22 protein-coding genes are annotated in these 17,428 nt (G+C 67.1%); 5 read left to right on the plus strand and 17 right to left on the minus strand.

The features are described from left to right. Positions 1-83: 83 nt before the first annotated feature. Positions 84-845, plus strand: a complete 762-nt coding sequence (locus AWC31_RS13530) for an alpha/beta hydrolase family protein (RefSeq protein WP_067853701.1) — start codon at positions 84-86, stop codon at positions 843-845. Here AWC31_RS13530 and AWC31_RS13535 read toward each other — a convergent pair. Continuing rightward, a complete protein-coding gene (locus AWC31_RS13535; protein ID WP_085144708.1) occupies positions 842-2,197 on the minus strand; it encodes an FAD-dependent oxidoreductase in 1,356 nt (451 codons plus the stop codon). The genes AWC31_RS13530 and AWC31_RS13535 overlap by 4 nt on opposite strands. A gap of 124 nt (positions 2,198-2,321) precedes the next feature. On the opposite strand from AWC31_RS13535, the gene AWC31_RS13540 reads away from it, so the two are divergent. Continuing rightward, positions 2,322-2,777, plus strand: a complete 456-nt coding sequence (locus AWC31_RS13540; protein WP_067853695.1) for a 6,7-dimethyl-8-ribityllumazine synthase — start codon at positions 2,322-2,324, stop codon at positions 2,775-2,777. On the opposite strand, the gene AWC31_RS13545 is transcribed toward AWC31_RS13540, so the two are convergent. Beyond that, complete coding sequence (locus tag AWC31_RS13545) at positions 2,763-3,653, minus strand: alpha/beta hydrolase (RefSeq protein WP_374213921.1); 891 nt, start codon at positions 3,651-3,653, stop codon at positions 2,763-2,765. The two genes, AWC31_RS13540 and AWC31_RS13545, sit on opposite strands and share 15 nt — an antisense overlap. 46 nt (positions 3,654-3,699) lie before the next feature. Next, complete coding sequence (locus AWC31_RS13550; protein WP_207626347.1) at positions 3,700-3,957, minus strand: hypothetical protein; 258 nt, start codon at positions 3,955-3,957, stop codon at positions 3,700-3,702. A 44-nt stretch (positions 3,958-4,001) separates the two neighbouring features. Between AWC31_RS13550 and AWC31_RS13555 the strand changes: the two genes are divergently transcribed. Then, positions 4,002-4,619, plus strand: a complete 618-nt coding sequence (locus AWC31_RS13555) for a TetR/AcrR family transcriptional regulator (protein ID WP_085144709.1) — start codon at positions 4,002-4,004, stop codon at positions 4,617-4,619. Here AWC31_RS13555 and AWC31_RS13560 read toward each other — a convergent pair. The 4 genes from AWC31_RS13560 to AWC31_RS13575 form a co-directional block, all read right to left on the minus strand. Then, positions 4,601-5,032: a hypothetical protein gene (locus AWC31_RS13560; RefSeq protein WP_085144710.1), complete on the minus strand. Its 432-nt coding sequence runs from the start codon at positions 5,030-5,032 to the stop codon at positions 4,601-4,603. The genes AWC31_RS13555 and AWC31_RS13560 overlap by 19 nt on opposite strands. A gap of 47 nt (positions 5,033-5,079) precedes the next feature. Beyond that, positions 5,080-5,574 carry a hypothetical protein gene (locus AWC31_RS13565; protein ID WP_067853909.1) on the minus strand — a complete coding sequence of 165 codons (495 nt, stop codon included), beginning with the start codon at positions 5,572-5,574 and terminating at the stop codon, positions 5,080-5,082. Positions 5,575-5,664: 90 nt separating this feature from the next. Further along, positions 5,665-6,702, minus strand: coding sequence for an LLM class F420-dependent oxidoreductase (locus AWC31_RS13570; RefSeq protein ID WP_085144818.1), 1,038 nt, complete (start codon positions 6,700-6,702; stop codon positions 5,665-5,667). Between the two features lie 2 nt (positions 6,703-6,704). Continuing rightward, on the minus strand, positions 6,705-7,100 hold the full coding sequence (locus AWC31_RS13575; RefSeq protein ID WP_085144711.1) for a nuclear transport factor 2 family protein: 396 nt from the start codon (positions 7,098-7,100) through the stop codon (positions 6,705-6,707). 120 nt (positions 7,101-7,220) lie between these two features. Here AWC31_RS13575 and AWC31_RS13580 point away from each other — a divergent pair, with 120 nt between their 5' ends. Continuing rightward, entirely contained in the window at positions 7,221-7,784 is a 564-nt protein-coding gene (locus AWC31_RS13580) for a PadR family transcriptional regulator (RefSeq protein WP_085144712.1), read from the plus strand. Here the strand turns inward: AWC31_RS13580 and AWC31_RS13585 are convergent. From AWC31_RS13585 to AWC31_RS13630, 10 genes are all read right to left on the minus strand, one after another. Continuing rightward, positions 7,781-8,377 carry a TetR family transcriptional regulator gene (locus tag AWC31_RS13585; protein WP_067853678.1) on the minus strand — a complete coding sequence of 199 codons (597 nt, stop codon included), beginning with the start codon at positions 8,375-8,377 and terminating at the stop codon, positions 7,781-7,783. The two genes, AWC31_RS13580 and AWC31_RS13585, sit on opposite strands and share 4 nt — an antisense overlap. A gap of 60 nt (positions 8,378-8,437) precedes the next feature. Next, positions 8,438-9,121: a hypothetical protein gene (locus AWC31_RS13590; protein WP_110775059.1), complete on the minus strand. Its 684-nt coding sequence runs from the start codon at positions 9,119-9,121 to the stop codon at positions 8,438-8,440. Next, positions 9,118-10,038: a vWA domain-containing protein gene (locus AWC31_RS13595; RefSeq protein WP_085144820.1), complete on the minus strand. Its 921-nt coding sequence runs from the start codon at positions 10,036-10,038 to the stop codon at positions 9,118-9,120. Before AWC31_RS13595 ends, AWC31_RS13590 begins: the two co-directional genes overlap by 4 nt. Beyond that, entirely contained in the window at positions 10,035-11,000 is a 966-nt protein-coding gene (locus tag AWC31_RS13600; protein ID WP_085144713.1) for a hypothetical protein, read from the minus strand. The genes AWC31_RS13595 and AWC31_RS13600 overlap by 4 nt, the downstream gene beginning before the upstream one ends. Continuing rightward, positions 10,991-11,464, minus strand: a complete 474-nt coding sequence (locus AWC31_RS13605; RefSeq protein WP_085144714.1) for a hypothetical protein — start codon at positions 11,462-11,464, stop codon at positions 10,991-10,993. The genes AWC31_RS13600 and AWC31_RS13605 overlap by 10 nt, the downstream gene beginning before the upstream one ends. Then, the gene (locus AWC31_RS13610) at positions 11,454-12,320 is read right to left on the minus strand and encodes a DUF58 domain-containing protein (RefSeq protein WP_085144715.1); all 867 of its coding nucleotides are present in this window, start codon (positions 12,318-12,320) and stop codon (positions 11,454-11,456) included. The genes AWC31_RS13605 and AWC31_RS13610 overlap by 11 nt, the downstream gene beginning before the upstream one ends. 16 nt (positions 12,321-12,336) lie before the next feature. Continuing rightward, positions 12,337-13,338 (minus strand): AAA family ATPase, encoded by a 1,002-nt coding sequence (locus AWC31_RS13615; protein WP_085144716.1) that lies wholly within the window; start codon positions 13,336-13,338, stop codon positions 12,337-12,339. A 72-nt stretch (positions 13,339-13,410) separates the two neighbouring features. Continuing rightward, positions 13,411-14,298, minus strand: a complete 888-nt coding sequence (locus tag AWC31_RS13620) for a hypothetical protein (RefSeq protein ID WP_085144717.1) — start codon at positions 14,296-14,298, stop codon at positions 13,411-13,413. Positions 14,299-14,421: 123 nt separating this feature from the next. Continuing rightward, positions 14,422-15,588 carry a metallophosphoesterase gene (locus tag AWC31_RS13625; RefSeq protein ID WP_085144718.1) on the minus strand — a complete coding sequence of 389 codons (1,167 nt, stop codon included), beginning with the start codon at positions 15,586-15,588 and terminating at the stop codon, positions 14,422-14,424. Positions 15,589-15,637: 49 nt separating this feature from the next. Beyond that, on the minus strand, positions 15,638-16,819 hold the full coding sequence (locus AWC31_RS13630; RefSeq protein WP_085144719.1) for a zinc-dependent alcohol dehydrogenase: 1,182 nt from the start codon (positions 16,817-16,819) through the stop codon (positions 15,638-15,640). 104 nt (positions 16,820-16,923) lie between these two features. Here AWC31_RS13630 and AWC31_RS13635 point away from each other — a divergent pair, with 104 nt between their 5' ends. Continuing rightward, a complete protein-coding gene (locus tag AWC31_RS13635) occupies positions 16,924-17,421 on the plus strand; it encodes a flavin reductase family protein (protein ID WP_085144720.1) in 498 nt (165 codons plus the stop codon). Positions 17,422-17,428: the final 7 nt, after the last annotated feature.

Below are 17,428 nucleotides of genomic sequence, written 5' to 3' on the forward strand. Positions count from 1 at the left end.
TCCGCCGGACCAATCCACCCTACGGACCCACCCTGGCAGTGCGGTCAGCCACGTCCGGATAGCAGCCGTGGTAAACCTCCCCCATGGCTGAACGTGTCTCCTTCCCCAGCTCCACCGGCCCGATGCTGGCGGGGTCGATCGACCTGCCCGAGGGCCCGGTGCGGGGCTGGGGCGTGTTCTCGCACGGTTTCACGCTGGGCAAGAACTCGCCGGCGGCGTCGCGCATCTGCAAGCAATTGGCCAGTGACGGTATCGGGATGTTGCGGTTCGACGCGCTGGGCCTCGGGGAGTCGGAGGGCGACTGGGGCGACGGCTCGTTCACCCACAAGGTCGACGACATCATCGAGGCCTGCAAGTTCATGACCGAGCGCGGCACGCCCGCCGACATCCTGATCGGGCACTCGTTCGGCGGCGCCGCGGTCTTGGCCGCGGCCCGGCAGGCCCCCGGTGTGCGGGCCGTCGTGACCGTGGGCGCGCCGATCGACCCGGTGCACGTCGAGCACCAGTACGACGCGTGCCTTGAGCAGGTGTTCGCCGAGGGCAGCGGCCAGTGGATGGTCGGCGGGCGCACCCTGACGCTCAAACGGGCGTTCGTCGAGGATGTCCGCGCCGCGCATCTCCACGACAAGATCAAGGCCTTGAAGATGCCGCTGCTGATCCTGCACTCGCCGACCGACAACACCGTCGGCATCGAGAACGCGAGCGCGATCTTCCGCACCGCGCGCCACCCCCGCAGCTTCGTGTCGCTGGAGGGCTCCGAGCATCTGCTCACCGGGCCCGGGCAGGCGCACCGGGCCGGCCGCATCATCGGCGCCTGGGCCGACGCCTATCTCGGCGAGCGTTAGTCGCGCACCAGCGCATCGCGGCCGGCCTGGATCATCTCTTCCCTGGCGACCACCTTCACGCGTTCGCGGCCCTGCACCTCGCCCAACGACATCTCGTGTGAGTCGAGCCGTTCCCACTCCGCCCACGTCGTGTAGTCGACACCGTTGTCGGACAGGTGCGACAAAATCGCGTCGGGGTCACCCACCTCGGGTACCCGCAGGCCCGGCAGGTCGGTCAGCAGACTGTTGACGGTCTCGGCGGCGTCGGACTTGGTGTGGCCGATGAGCCCGATCGGACCGCGTTTGATCCAACCGGTGACGTAGGTCGCGTCGACAAGCCCACCGTCGATGTCGATCACGCGGCCCGCGTCGTGCGGCACCACACCGGCATGGTGGTCGAACGGCAGTTCGGCCAGGTGCGAGGACAGGTACCCCACCGCCCGGTACACCGCCTCCACCGGCCAGTCGGTGAATTCGCCTGTGCCGCGGACGTTTCCGTCACCCTTGAGCTCGGTTCGTTCGGTGCGCAGCCCCTCGACCCGGTCGGTGCCGAGCACCGCGACCGGCGCCTGGCACAAATGGATGTGGATACGGTGCGGTGCGCCCGTGGGTTCCCGCTCCAGGTACTTCATCATGGTGTCCACGACGAGCTTGGTCGACTTGCTCGTGTTGATCGCCTGCTGGCTGGCCTCGTCGATCTCGAAGCCCTCGGGGTGCACGATCACGTCGACGCTCGGCGAGTGGGAGAGCTCGCGGAATTCCATGGGGCTGAACTTGATCTGAGCCGGACCGCGGCGCGCGAACACGTGCACATCGGTGGCCGCGTTGGCCGCAAGGCCCTGATAGACGTTGCCGGGGATCTCGGTGGTGAGCTGTTCGTCGGCCGGCTTGGCCAGCATCCTGGCGATGTCGAGTGCGACATTGCCCGCACCGAGCACCGCCACGTTCTTCGCGGTGAGCGGCCAGGTCCGCGGCACGTCGGGGTGACCGTCATACCAGGAGACGAAGTCGGCGGCGCCGTAGCTGCCGGGCAGTTCGATGCCGGGGATGTCGAGCGCGCGGTCTCCGCGGGCGCCCGTGGAGAAGATCACCGCGTCATAGTGGCGGCGCAGGTCTGCCAGCCGGATGTCGGTGCCGTAGTGGACGTTGCCGATGAAGCGAATCTCGTCGCGGGAGAGCACTCGGCGCAGCGCCTTGATGATCTCCTTGATGCGCGGGTGGTCCGGGGCGACGCCGTAGCGGACCAGTCCGTACGGTGCGGGCAGACGGTCGAACACGTCGACGCGGGCGTGCTCGTACTCCTTGGTCAGGATGTCTGCGGCGTAGATGCCCGCCGGACCTGCACCGATAACCGCTACTCGAATATGCCTCATAACCGCCTCACGTAATTAGGTAAGGCAAGCCTAAATATGTTCGCCGATGCCGCAAGGTTTACCCGGGGAGATTCGCGTCACGCCGCCGTCATCGGATACGCGGCCCGTGCGATAACTTCGCTACATGTCTGACGCAGCCACCCAGATCGCGTTCGTACAGGCCACTTGGCACCGCAACATAGTCGACCGCGCCCGCGAGGGTTTCACCGATCAAATCCGCACCCTGGGCTTCGCCGAGGACGCGCTGGAGTTCTTCGAAGTCCCCGGGGCATTCGAAATCCCGCTCACGGCAAAGCGTCTCGCCAACACCGGACGCTACCGTGCCGTCGTCGCGTCAGCCCTCGTCGTCGACGGCGGCATTTACCGGCACGAGTTCGTGGCCACCGCGGTGATCGACGGGTTGATGCGGGTGCAACTCGACACCGACGTGCCGGTGTTCTCCGTGGTGCTGACGCCGCACCACTTCCACGAGCACGACGAGCATGTCGGCTATTTCACCGAGCACTTCGTCAAGAAGGGCGCCGAAGCCGCCAACGCCGTCGCCGCGACGCTCGATCTGCACGCGTCACTGGGTCACTGAGCCGACGGCCCGGCGCACGTGCCCGGCCATGAGGTCGTACATGCGGCGGGTGACGTCGGCGTTGTCGCTCATGATGTTGTAGCCGTGGTCGACCCCGCGGACCTCGTGGTACTCGGCCAAAGCGCCTGCGGCCTCCAGCTTCTCGGCATACCGCCGGGCCTCGTCGCGCAACCGGTCGTATTCAGCGGTGACGATCAGTGCGGGCGCGATGCCCTCGATGTCATCGGCGTTGGTTCCCCACGCGGGTGAGGCGAGGCGGTCGCGGCGCTGGGCCGGGTCGGGTATGTAGGCGGTGTCGAAGACTTCGCCCATCCACGGTTTGAGTACGGCCTTGGCGCCCAAGGCGGAATGTTTGTCCTTGGTTGCGGTCACCAGGTCCAGCGGCGGGTAGTGCAATACCTGCAGGCTGATCGCCGGGCCGCCGTTCTCCATCGCGAGCCGCGATGCGGCGGCCGACAAGCTGCCGCCGGCGCTCTGCCCACCGACACACAACCGGCTGCCGTCCCAGTCCCGCTCGGGCGCTGCCGCCCAGCAGACCACGTCGTAGATCTGCTCGACCGGGGCCGGGAACCGGCGACGGGGCGCCAGCACGTAATCGGGGTTCACCACAACGACATTGGCATGCGCGGCAAGGTAGCGACACCACGGGTCGTCCTGTTCGGGATGGCCGACGACGAAGCCGCCGCCGTGCACGTTGACGTACACGCCGGGTTTCGTCTCACCCGGATCCGGGTGATAGATCGTGGCCGTGACGTCACCGTGACGGGTCGCGATGACGGCCGACGTTGTGCGCCCGGGGATTTCGGGGAATCGGACACCCGGCTTGGGTGCCGGGTTGACGGTGGCGGAAAACAGCCGCGCCCATGCGTCGGCGATCACTGGCTTGGAGAGGATGGACACAGGATTCGACGATACCGATCGCTCAGGCGCGCACACCGTGTTCGAACGTGCGGATGATGGTCGGCGCGACGACGTGGCGCGCCAGCTCGCCGGCGGCGGCATCCTGACATCCCTTGAGCACCAAGGCGAACAGCGTGTGCTCGATCCAGGTGGCACTGAGCTCGGAGGAGAACACGCCCTCGGCCTGGCCGCGTTTGATGAGGTCCATGAGCGGCGCATCGTCGGGATGGTCGCCGGGCGCGATGTTGCGCGGGGAACCCGAGCGTTCAGAACGGAACATTAACATGAATAGTGTTCATGATAGCCGTATGGAACGATGCATAGGTGGTCACCCGCAGCCCATTGCGTCGTCGACAGCCGGTACAGGAACGCAGCAAACGGCGCGTCGAACGGATTCGGGCCGCGGCGATGGAACTACTGGAGGCTGATGGCGCTGACGCCGTCACGACCCGCGCCATCGCCGAGCGTGCCGATGTGCCGGTCGCCACGGTGTACCAGTTCTTCCCGAACCGGGACGCGATCCTGCAGGAGATCGTGCTCGACCATCTCGACCGCCGCGACGCCGACGGTGCCGCGGTTCTCGCCGCGCTCAACCCGCGCAGCCTGGGCGAGGTGATCCACGGGATCTTCGAGTTCCACTACGAGCATCTGCGGGCTCACCCGCATCTGGTCACACTGCATTACACGAGCCTCGCCCGGGGTCTGCTCGCCGATCCGCGGCTGCGCCGCGCCGAGTTCGCCGACGCCCTGCACGGCGCGCTGCTGCAGTGGGGGCTGCTGCGTCCCGGCACCGATCCGCTGGTCACCACCGTGGCCGTCGAGATGGGTGACCGCGTGCTCGAGCTCGCCTATCGGGCGGGCCCGGCCGGCGACCGCGCCGTACTCGCCGAGGGCGAACGTGCGCTGACCCAGTACCTGCAGACCTACGCCGCGACCACCTGACCGGTCGTGCGCTGCTTGGCCACGGCGAATCTCGCGACCGTGTTGACGAACGTCGCGAGGTCCTCGGCCCGGCCGACCGGCACCCCGGTGCCGATCACCCACGACCGACCGTGCCGCTCGAGCGCGAGCTCGTGCACCGGTTCACCGAAAAGCGTGCTGCGAATGCCGGGTGCGTCCGCGTCCTGCCAATCGCGCACGATGTGCACCTGCATGGGCCTGCCGTCGAGGTGGCGGATCCGCACTCCGCAGGCAGTTGTCGTGACGGCGATCGTGCCCGTCGGATAGTCCCCGCCGATGCCGACCTGGATGGCGTCGTCGAGCACCGGAACGGTCAACAGAAGCGTTCCGGCGCCGAGCTCGGCGAGGAGCTGATCGAGGTCGGCAGACAGCAGTGTGAGCGAGCGAGCGGGCATGTCACTAATGATTATCATTTTCATGTGCTCGCCGCACATGTGCCAGCTCAGCTCTCTCCGCTGCCACCCACTTCGGCAGGCAACGGCGGCGGCAGCGGTGTCGACGGAGTGGTGGTCTCCTCGGAGGCCGATGCGCCCGGCCCATGGAAGTCGACCATCGGTTCCTCGCGGATCACCCGCTCACCCGCGCTCAGGACCAGCGACTTCGCCGTGACGAGGTACTCGATGCCGGCGTTCTCGGCGAGGAACGAACCGTCGTCGGAGCGGGTTGCCGGGATGACGAGCCGCGCGCCGTCGCGCACGCGGACACCGCGGTACTCGTAGTCGCCACCCGACACCGTGCAGATCGCGACGCGCGACTGCTCGGTGCTGCCGAAGAGCACCGTCGCGTCCGCACTCTCGCAGCGCGCCGTGGAATCGATGTAGCCCTGGCCGTCGCTGGCGGGCGCGGCAACGGCCGTGGGTATCCCGGCAACCAGCAGGGCGAGACCCGTCGCCGCGGCGACGGCCGAAAGTCGCAGTGAGAACTTCGAATCCAACATCGGTTTCCACTGAACCACGGCTTTGCTGTTGACGGGGGCGTCAGCGCCGAGGCACTACCGAATCGTTAGCCGCCCGATACATACCGGGATCTACAACAGATTGCGCAGCTGCTCGATGAGCTTGACCCGGTCGGCCGGTGTCGCGCCGATCGGCACGACGTTGAGCGTCGTGACGCCGGATTCGCGGAAGGCGGCCAGCCGTTCCTTGACGAATCCCGCGCTGCCGATCAAGGAGACGTCGCGCACGAGCTCATCGGGCACGGCCTTGGCGGCGGCCTCCTTGTCGCCGGCCAGATACAGCTCCTGGATCCGGTCGGCCTGGGCGCCGTAGCCGTAACTCGTGGCCAGCGCGTGATAGAAGTTCTTGCCCTTGGCGCCCATGCCGCCGATGTAGAGCGCGAGATGCGGTTTGACGAACTCGCGCAGCGGCTCCACGTCGTCGCCGATCGCGAGCACCGGGCCGGCGTATACGTCGAGATCGCCCAATGCCGGATCTCGTTTGGCCCGGCCCGCTTTCAGCGCGTCACCCCACACGTCGTTCGCCTTCTCGGGCAGGTAGAAGATGGGCTGCCAGCCTTCGGCGATCTCGGCCGCGAGTTCGACGTTCTTGGGGCCGAGTGCCGCAAGCAGCACCGGGATGCGTTCGCGCACCGGCTTGTTGATGAGCTTGAGCGGTTTCCCGAGCCCCGTCCCCTGGTCTGCGGGCAGCGGGATCGTGTAGTGCTTGCCCTCGTATTGCAGGCGTTCGCGCCGCCACACCTGACGGCAGATGTCCACCACTTCGCGCGTCCGGGCGATCGGCGCGTCATATGGCACGCCGTGGAAGCCCTCGATGACCTGCGGGCCGGACGCCCCGAGCCCCAGGGTGAACCGGCCGTCGGAGACGTAGTCGAGGCCCGCGGCCGTCATCGCGGTCAGAGTGGGAGTGCGCGTGTAGAGCTGCAGGATTCCCGACGCCAACTGCACGCGTTCGGTGCTGGCCGCCAGATAGCCGAGTGCGCTCACGGCGTCGAACGAGTACGCCTCCGGCACGAAGACGATGTCGAGGCCGGCCCGCTCCAGGTCGGCGACCTCGGCGGCCACTTCCTTGAAACCGCCCGCATAGTTGATGCCCAAGCCGATCCGCATGCTCATCGCCCCTCGAGCGCTTCCTGCTGGATGCGCTCGAACTGCGCACCCATCGCCTCGGCCAGGGCCTGCGCACCCGACAGCGGCCGCACCATGACCATGAAGTCGTCGATCAGACCGTCGTCATCGGTGTGGATGAAGTCGCATCCGGTGATCCGCTTGCCCGCCACCGTGGTCTCGAAGACCAGTGCGTGGTCGCGGCTGTTCGCATCGCCGATCTCCCGGAGGTACTGGAAGTCCTCGAACACTCGCATGACGCCGCGCAGAATCGCTGCGGTGATGGGCTTGCCGACGTAGGGCTTGAACGCCACCGGGCTGGTGAACACGACGTCGTCGGCCAGCAACGCGGCGATCGCGGCCTCGTCGCGAGCCTCGACGGCCTGGCGGAAAGGATGCATCCGGCACCTCGCATAGTCACTTTGTTGAGTAGGTGCCGCTGACGCTAGGTCGCGCCGGGTTCGAAGTCCATATGCGATTAATCACTTTGTTGACTATTCACTTCGGTGTACGCTGCGCGCGTGGCGTTACGCGACGCGGTCCTGGCCGCCCTGTTGGAAGGTGAATCCTCCGGATACGACCTGGCCAAGAGCTTCGACGCGTCGGTGGCCAACTTCTGGACCGCGACGCCGCAACAGCTCTATCGCGAACTGGACCGCTTGGCCGCCGACGGCCTCATCCGGTCGCGCATCGTGCAGCAGGAGCGCAGGCCCAACAAGCGGATGTACTCGTTGACCGAGGCCGGCCATGATGCAATCCGCGCCTTCACCGCAAGGCCGCCCAAGCCCTCGACGATCCGCGACGAGCTGCTCATCAAGGTCAACGCCGTCGACGCGGGGGACGCCGCCGTCGTCGGGGAGTTGGTCGCCGATCAACTGCGTTGGGCCACCGAGAAACTCGCCCGCTATGAGCGCATGCGGGACCGGATGCTCGGCGGCCGCACGGAAGCCGAATACCTGCGCGACAGCGCGCGGGTGGGGCCGTACCTGACGTTGTTGCGCGGAATCTCGTTCGAGCAGGAGAACATTCGCTGGGCCGAGCACACCCTGTCGGTTCTCGAACACCGCTCGGCCGTTCGCGGCTAGGGCTCGAGGCTGCGCAGCGTCCGGCGCACGTAGTCGTCGAGCAGCGCATCACGCGTCGGCCAGTCGTTGGTGGTGACCAGCAGCGCGTAGAACCCGAGCAGGAAGAAAACCGCACTGTTCATCGCGTTGACGTCCGCGGCCACCTCGCCGCGTTCCTGAGCGAGCCCGATCTCGCGGGCGACCCCGACGATGATCGGGTGGTCCCGACCGTCCTCGGCGGGCCGGGTCTGGGAAAAGTGCAGCGCCAGAAAATCTTTGAACAACAAGTCGCCGAGCCGGCGTTCGAGGTTGATCACCAGGCGCATCGACTCACGCAGCGCCGAGGCCAGATCGTGCGGCTTGCGCAGATACTGCGCGAACTGCTTGGCGATGCGCTCCTCTTCGCGCTGTTCGAGTTCGAGCAGCACGTGCTCCTTGGTCGGGAAGTGGAAGAAGAACGTGCCATGGGCGACCCCGGCGGCGGCCACGATCGCGCCTACATCGGCATCGGCCATGCCGGCCCGTTTGAATTCTGCGATCGCTGCGCCCATGAGACGCTCCCGTGTCTGCAGGCGCTTGGTCTCCCGCGCCGACAGCCCGTCCGCCACCGCCATGTCCGTTCCTTCTCGTCGACCCGCTTCCGGCTCGACAGTATCCCGGCGACCGAATGCCGGTTACGCGGCCGCGTCGCGAAGGATCTCCTGCAGCCGTTCCAGCGGATCACCAGTTTCGGGGTCGAGCCGGTTTTCCGACTGGTCCGGCGCTCCCCCACCCGACGTGGGCGGCGGCGCGACGGGGGTTGCGGCAGGCGGTGGTGGCGGGGGCGGCGGAGGTATCGCACGCACCGCCTCGATCTTGCGGTCGAGCCGGGCGAGCGCGTCGGCGCGCACAGCCTGCCGCTGCGGGTCGGGGTCGTTGTTGCCGGCGAAGCACCCGTCCGGAGCCTGTTCGACGACGGCCTTGGCGGCGAGGTAGCGGGCGGCCGCGGACTCACTGTCGAAGACGCCTGCCGCACGGTCCCCGAGCGTTTCGCGGACGAGCACGAGATTCACCCGGACCGGACAGGATTGCGAAAGGTCGGTACGGGCCAGCGCTTCCGAGAACTGCCGGTCGGCGTCCTCCAGCCGGTTCTCCAGAACCGCGCGGGCACCGTCGGCGTAGTACGCCCTGGCGGGCTCGACGATATTCAGCACCCGCAGCACGGCCACATCACCGGCCATCGCCCCGGCGTCGCGATCGGCGAAGTTCGAGACGGCGGACTGGCCCGCGACACCGACCGACACGAGCTTGAGCACGGCGATGACGAGTAGCAGCGCGACGGGTGCGGAGAACACCAACAGCTTGCGGCGCAGGGTCATGGCAGCGCCCCTACGTCGACGGGCCGGATGCGGCGAAACTCGCGCAACGTCAGGTACAGCTCGATCAGGATGAGGATCGCGGCCAGGCCGGCGAAGATCCAGTAGAGCTCCAGGCGCGCGGCCACCGTCGTCGCATCGGCCGCCCGGGTCGTGCCCTCGTCGTCCGGAAGCACCTCGGCGAGCGGCGCGGTGTCGCTGCGCAACACGTACGGCACCCCGATCTGGTCGGCGACGCCACGTAACGCGGCGACCTCGGTACGGCCGTAGTTCAGCACCGCGCCACCGTCGACTGCATTCTCCTGCAGCTCGAATCGGCGTTGTGGCGCTTCGGATCCCACCGCGCCGGCGCCGAGGTAGAACACGAGGTTCTGTGCGCGCGGGAACTGCTGCCTGGCGCTGATGAGCTGATAGCGCAGCACGGTGCCCGCCGCACCGACATTCGTGAGTTCGTCGGGCGCGGCCTCCGGCGTCATCGCAGCGAGCAGCGGCCGAAGACTCCAGGTGTCGGCGGACAGTGGCCAATCCACCGAGGGCCGTGACGTGAATCCGAGAACCGAGAACCGCGCGTCGGGGTAGCGGTCGATCAGCGCGGCGATGTCGTCGTGCGCGGCCGCCATGCGCGTTCGCCCGTCGACGTCGCGCACCGACATGTCAGCCGACCGGTCCAGTACCACAAAGACATTCGGCTCCCGGTCACCGGCAGCCCGGGCTGCCGCCTGGTCATCGCTGCCGATCGTCGGACGGGCCGCGGCCAGCAGCAGCAACAGTCCGGCCGCGGTCATCCCCGCCCAGCGCCACATCACCGTGCGGGTGCGTTCGGTGTCGGGTCGCCGACGCAGCATCACAACTCGGGCGACGACCACGAGCACCGCCACCGCCGCGAGCAGCAGCGGAGGGAGTACGGGTTGCAGGGTCACCGGCGCACCACCACCGGCCACAGCGACAGGGCGACCACTGCCAGCAGAGCCACGACGAGGCCGACATCGGGTGTTTCGATGGACCGGGTGGCGTTGTCCCCCCTCGACGCCGCACTCGGCGGGTGGTCTCTGATGTCGTCGAGCTGCCCATCGACCGCCGCACCGGCCTCAAAGGACCGTCCGCCGGTGCTGCGGGCGAGCTCGTCGAGTGGTCCCCCACCGGTGTCGGTGGCGAGCACGTTGACCTGGACTCCCGCGGCGGCGGCCATCTCGCGGACGCGTTCGTCGGTGAACAACTGCGCTCCGCCCGGCCCCGGAAGCGATTGCGGGCCGACATAGATCAGCGACCGGCGCTGCGGGGTCTTCTCGTCGAACGTCGGGAAACCGGTCAGGCACAGTGCAAGGACGTCTTCGACGTTCTCGGCGTAGTCGACGTAGGACACCGGCGCGACGAAGGGCTCACCGTCCTGCTGTTCGACCGGCTGCGCGTATGCGCCGAATTGGCCTGCGGCGTACTGGTAATCGCGGGTCAGTGGAATGACCCGCCGATTTGCCGAGGTGAGCCCGATCCGCTCGGTGCCGAATGAGGTGACCCGCTGGGCGAAGTACCGCATCGTCGCCGCGACCGCGGGTTCGGATACCGGCGCGCCGACACACACCATGATGTCCTCGGGCGCAAGGGCTTCGCTGGTCTGCGTGGTCGACGGCAGGCCCATCGGGCGGGCTGTGACGAGAACGGCTGCCGCGAACGCCGTGACGAGCAACGCGATCGACACGCAGGCGGTGATCGTGCGCACACGCACGGCGCGTAGGTATTCCGGCAATCGTGTCAGGCGCCGGGTGTTGGCCAGCGGACACAGCCGTTGACGGTCGACGCGGTGCGGCCACAGGAGCGCGTGAACCACGCAGCCGGCCAGCGCAACGCAACCGACGATGACCACGATCCACCAGATCAGCTCCATGCGCGGATCAGCTCCTCGGCGGATTCGCTTGCCACGCCGACGTCGACCGTCGAACGATCGTTGAATTGCACGTCGGTCAACTCCGACAGGATCGGCGCGGCCGGGGCGAGCGTGCTCGCCGCGATGTCGTCGACCTGCATGTACTGCGCGCGAATCCCCGTCGTCGCGTGCAGGAACGTCCGTAACTCACGGCTCAGCGCAGCCCCGGCAGGTCCAGCAGCCAGATCGCCCGCACGATAACGGTTTCCGATCGACCGGACGGCACGCGTGGCACGGCGCTTGATCAATTCCTCGCGGGCGGCCCCGAGGATCGGCAGATCACGCAGGCGCTGATTCAAGGATGTCAGGACGAACACCGCTGTGTACCAAACGATCAGCACCACGATCAGCGCCCCGGCGAGCCACCACCAGGACGACGAGTACGGGGACGGGCCGATCACGTACCGCAACAAGTCATCCGGCACGCGCGTACACCCCCGTCATCGCGGTCAGGGCCGCCCGGATCCGCTGGCTGCTGCCGATCTGGGCGTGCGGGACGCGATGCGTCGTCAGGAACTCCGAAAGCTGTTCCCGCCGCGCCTCTTCAGCACGTTGATACGCGTCGATCACGTGCTTGTCCAGTTTGTCGAGCACGAAGCTGCCGTCGGCGACATCGAACGCGCGTCCGTCGTCATCGGTGCCTGCCACCGCGGACGCGTCGGCGACCATGGTCCACAACACGTCGTGGCGCGCGCTCAGGGAGCGCAGGACATCGGCCAGCCGATCGCTGACCTCGGGTTCGTCGGACACGACGAACACGAGCAGCGGGTGCCGGTAGTGGCGGGCCACCCACTCCAGTTGCACGAGGATGTCGCTCGGGCCGGGTTTAGTCGTCGCGTGGTGGTGGAACCGGTGCAGCATGCTCTCGATGTGGGTCTCGCCGCGACGCAGCCGGATGTCGACACAGCCGCGACGGTCGCCCAGCACCATGCCGATCTCGTCGGAACGGGGCAGGGTGATGAGACCGATCGCACCGATGATGTTCTCTGCGACATCCCTTTTCGGCTCACCCGACGGCGCCAGCGCCGACGTGTTCCGTCCCGCGTCGGCCACCACGAGGATTTTGTGGTGTTTCTCGGAGACGAACCGTTTGATCAGAGTGTGGCCCGAGCGCGCCGACGCCTTCCAGTCGATGTCGCGGACGTCGTCTCCGGGGACGTAGGGACGTAGTTCGTCGAATTCGAGGCTGCGCGTGTGGATCAGCGCGTAGCGGCCGCCTTCGAGCAGGCCGCCGGCGTCGCGGCCGAAATACGCCTTGGCAGAGTCGAGATGCTTGCCCACAGTGGTCCCACCGACCTCACGGGACGGGAACCGCGCGCAGCACCGCGTCGACGACGACGTCGGGGGTGACCCTTGCGCTGGCGGCCTCGAAGCCCAGGATCAAGCGATGCCGCAAAACGCGATGGGCAAGCCGGGCAATGTCATCGGGCACCACGTGACCGCGGCCCCGCAGCACCGCCAGCGCCCGGGCGGTTCGGCAGAACGCGATCGTGGCGCGCGGGCTGGCCCCGTATTCGATGAGCCGGGCGAGGTTGGCGGGCAGGTGCTTGTCGGGTTCCCTCGTGACGCCCACCAGACGGCTCGCGTATTCGATCAACGCACGGTCGAGGTGTACGGACCGGACGATGTCCTGGACGCGGCGCACATCGTCGATGCTGACGACGGGTGCGGCGCGGTGCGCCCGGTCGTACAGTCCGGCGTCCATCCGCTCGATGATCTCGACCTCGTCGTCGGTCGACGGGTAGTGCACGAGTTCCTTGAGCATGAACCGGTCGGTCTGGGCCTCCGACAGCGGATACGTGCCTTCCTGATCGACCGGGTTCTGCGTCGCCATCACCAGGAACGGTTCGGGAATCGGATATTCGACGCCCGCGATCGTGGTCTGGCGTTCCTCCATCGCCTCGAGCATCGCGCTCTGTGTCTTGGCGCTCGAGCGGTTGATCTCGTCGAGCAGCACGATGTTGGCGTGCACCGGGCCGAGTTGCGTGGCGAACGAGTTGGTGGCGGCCTCGTAGATCTGCGTGCCGATGATGTCGCTCGGCAACAGGTCGGGTGTGCACTGGATGCGGCGGAAGCTGCCGTCGATGGATTCGGCCACGACCCGCGCGGCCGTCGTCTTGGCCAATCCCGGGACGCTTTCGACCAGCAGATGACCGCCGGCGAGCAGCGCCACGAGCATCGATTCCCGCAGATGGTTCTGCCCCACGACCTTGGCCGAGAACGCCGACGCGACCGCGCCGACGATGTGCTGGGCTTCGGCCACGTCACGCTGGTCAAACTGCAATCGCGGTGCTGTCATGGGTCCTTCCGATACGACTCCTCCCCTGCCGTATGTACCCAGGCTTTGCCAATGTCATGCACGAGGTGGCGTTTACGCCTGCGACAACGCCTCCGACGACATCAGCGGGATGTGCGGTGCACCGGGCCGCAGCCAGGTGGCGACGTTGCGCACGTAGTCCTTGAAGACCGCCAGCGGATAGGGGTCCTCCTTGATCTGCGTGCCCGGCAGTTCGGTGACGAAGGACGGCGCGCCGCGATCGGTGTCCCAGTTGTAATCGGCGAAGTGGTGGAACGTCGATTCGGCGAGGGCGCGGCCCATCGGGCGACCGGCCGCGGTGACTTCGCCGTCGAGCAGCACGGCGAGATTGAAACGCCGTCCGGTCGCCTTGCTGCGTCCTTGCGCCAGGACCGACGTGAACGAACCGGTCGGTGACACCAGCCCCTCGTGCGGGTGCGCCGGAAACCACTCGATCCGCCCGCTCGCGGTCTTGTCCGTGCGCAGAAGTTCGTGCACCGGACCGTCGGTCAGCACCGGCTGGTAGTCGCCGTTCGCGCCGGAGTGATAGTTGGGCCACGAGATGTCCGGGTTGTCCGGGTCGTCGCACATCGTCGCCGGGTCGATGCTCTTGTCGTGGAACTCGTTGACGACGCCGAGCGATCCGAGGCAGTTCAGGCAACATCCCAGATCTTGGTGATCGCGGGCGGTGAGAACTCCGCCGCCGTTCTCCCGGAATTGGAGGATCGCGGCCGCCTCGGTGGCGGTCAGACCGTCGCCGACGTCGACGCACATGAGCCACAGCTGATCGAATCCCAGTTTGTCGATGTGGCTGAGCACCAGGTCGTCGGTGTTGTCGACGCGGTTGCGCGCGACCACCTGATGCCCGGCCGCCCTCAGCTCCTCGGCCAGCAGCGAGAACCGGCTGACATCCCAGTCGTTGGGATTCTCCGCAATCGTGGTCTGCAGCAGTATCTTCGACATCGGGGTTTACCTTTCGTGTCCGTCGAACCAAGACTGGCCGTTGTGCGGCCGGACCGGACCCTTGGAAATCCGTGGTCAACAGTCCGTAGTGGAACGACGCTGCCCCGAGCTCAGTTCACCGCATCAGTCGGTCTGCAGGGTCAGCACACTGATGTCGGGTGGCGCGCCGACGCGCACGGGCGGACCCCAGAAACCCGCGCCGCGAGAGACGTACAGCTGCGTGTCGCCGAAATTGGACAACCCGGCGAGCGACGGTTGCACGGCCTGCACCACATAGTGGAACGGCCACATCTGCCCGCCGTGCGTGTGTCCCGACAGCTGCAGGTCCACCCCGCGGTCGGCCGCCTCGGCCACCTGGACCGGCTGGTGCGCGAGGAGCACCGTCGGCCGCGCCCGATCCGTACCGACCAGCGCGCGGTCGAAGTCCGGGGGCTCGGCGATGGACTCACCGGCGACGTCATTGACTCCGACCAGATCGAACCCGGCACTCCCGCGCCGAATCAGCGTGTTCTCGTTGCGCAACGTGTGGATACCCAGCCGGTCCAACTCGCGAAGCCATGCGGTCGTGTCGTCGACGAAGTACTCGTGATTGCCCGTCACGAAGAAGGTTCCGTCACGAGAAACCAGATCCCGCAACGGTTCTGCGGCCGCCCCGAGTTCCTCGACCGTGCCGTCCACGAGGTCGCCCACGATCGCGACGAGGTCGGGCGCGGTCTCGTTGATCATCTCGACGATCCGCTCGGTGTGCGCACGCCCCGCCAACGGGCCGAGGTGAATGTCCGACACCACGGCGATCCGAAACCCGTTGAACGCCGGATCGAGTCGGCGTAGCCGCACCGGCACACGCAACAGATCCGGCGGCCCGAGCGCGCTGGCCATGCCTGCCCCGACCAAACCGGCCGACGCCACACCCGCGGCCACGGCGCTCGCACGGGCCAGGAACAGCCGTCGGTTGACGCCCGGCTCTGGGTCCTCGACGGCGGGTGGTTCAGGGGCGCGCCGCACCCAGCCGCGCAGCGCCAGCCGAACCGGCTCCAACACGAGCAAGGTGAGGAAGAGGTAGACCGCCAGGGCGAACCAGACATAGCCGGGCCACGCGAACCACGCCGACTCGGTCAGCCCGATGACCCGCGGCAGGATCAGCGTCGCGAACAACAGCACGGTGAGCGCGAGAAGGATCGTGGTGAGCAGCCACCGCGCGCGACCCGGCGACGTCGTGTTCTTGATGACGCGGACCCAGATGTAGAAGTGCATCAGCCCGAGAATCGTGGCGAGAACGACGATGAACATGCACTTCCTCTGCGGGTCGGATGTTCATCAGCTTATTTCGCCACCAGAATTAGGGCTTGAGCATGATCTTGACCGCGCCGTCCGCCTTCTTCTGGAAGATCTCGTAGGCGTGCGGGGCTTTGTCGAGGCTCAGGACGTGTGTGGCGAATGTGTCGACGCCGAGCGGATCGTCGTCGGTGAGCAGCGGCATGATGTCGTCGGCCCACTTCTTGACATTGGCCTGGCCCATCCGCAGCTGGATCTGCTTGTCGAACAACGTCATCATCGGCATCGGGTCCGCCATGCCGCCGTAGACACCGATCAACGACACGGTGCCGCCGCGGCGCACGATGTCGATCGCCGAGTAGAGCGCATCGAGCCGGTCGACCCCCGCCTTCTGCATCATGGGTTTCGCGATCGCGTCAGGTAGCAACGCGGTCACCTTGTGCATCATCGACGCGACGGGTGAACCGTGCGCCTCCATGCCGACGGCGTCGATCACCGAGTCGGTTCCCCGCCCCTCGGTCATGTCGCGGATCACGTCGCCCAGCGGAACGCCGAGCGAGCGCAGATCGACGGTACGAATCCCGCGAGACTTCGCCCGTTCCAAGCGTTCCGGCACCAGATCGGCTGCGATGACGTCGTAGCCGAGGTGCTGGGCGATCCGGGCCGACATGTCACCGATGGCCCCCAGCCCCAGGACCGTCACCGAACCGCCCTTCGGGATCTCGGCGTACGCGACGGCCTGCCACGCCGTCGGCAAGACGTCCGACAAGTAGACGAACCGGGAGTCCGGCGGCCCTTCGGGGACCTTGATGTGGGTGAACTGGGCCTGCGGCACGCGCAGGTACTGGGCCTGTCCGCCGGGGACCTGACCGTACAGCTCGGAATAGCCGAACAGTGCGGCCCCCATGCCCTGGTCGCGCACCTGCGTCGTCTCGCACTGCGTGTAGAGCTGCTGGTCGCACATGAAGCAGTGCCCACACGAGATCTGAAACGGGATCACCACACGGTCACCGACGGCGAGCCCGTCGACTTCGGAACCCACCTCGCGCACGATGCCCATCGGTTCGTGGCCCAGGATGTCGCCCTCGTGCATGAAGGCCCCCAGCACCTCGTACAGGTGCAGATCGGATCCGCAGATGTTGGTCGACGTCACCTCGATGATGGCGTCCGTGGGTTCCTGGATCTCGGGATCCGGCACGGTATCCACCCGCACATCGCGGCGCCCATGCCAGGTAACAGCTTTCACAGCAAGACTCCCATCGCCGATGTTGCGGTGTGGCTACCCCGGCGGCCGTTCCCCAAACACCTGGCACGGGCATACTGCTGTCATGCGATTGAGGGGTCGATGCGATGTCTGATGACCGCGTGGCAGCGTTCGAGGATCTCGTAGGTCTGCTCGACTACCCGATGTTCGTCGTCACCGCCAGGGCCGGGGACAGGTTGGGCGGCTGCCTCGTGGGGTTCGCCACGCAGTCGAGTATCAATCCGCCGATGTTCCTTGTCGGTCTGTCGCGCAAGAACCACACGTTCTCGATCGCGCAGGATGCGACACACCTGGGCGTACACCTGGTGTCACGTAACGAGATCGACCTCGCCCGCTGGTTCGGCACCCAAACCGGCGATACGGTCGACAAGTTCGAACGCTGCCGCTGGCACGAAGGTCCGGCAGGCACCCCGATCCTCGATGCCGCAGGCGCATGGTTCGTGGGAGCGATCACCGAGAGATTCGACCTCGGCGACCATGTCGGGCATCTGCTGAAACCTGTTGCCGCGCACGCGACGGGGCGCCGGCACACCTGGGTGAGCTTCACCGACGTCAAAGATCTCGAACCCGGCCACGAAGCCTGACGTGCCG

It is taken from the genome of Mycolicibacterium wolinskyi (assembly GCF_002101965.1).
Lineage (GTDB): Bacteria > Actinomycetota > Actinomycetes > Mycobacteriales > Mycobacteriaceae > Mycobacterium > Mycobacterium wolinskyi.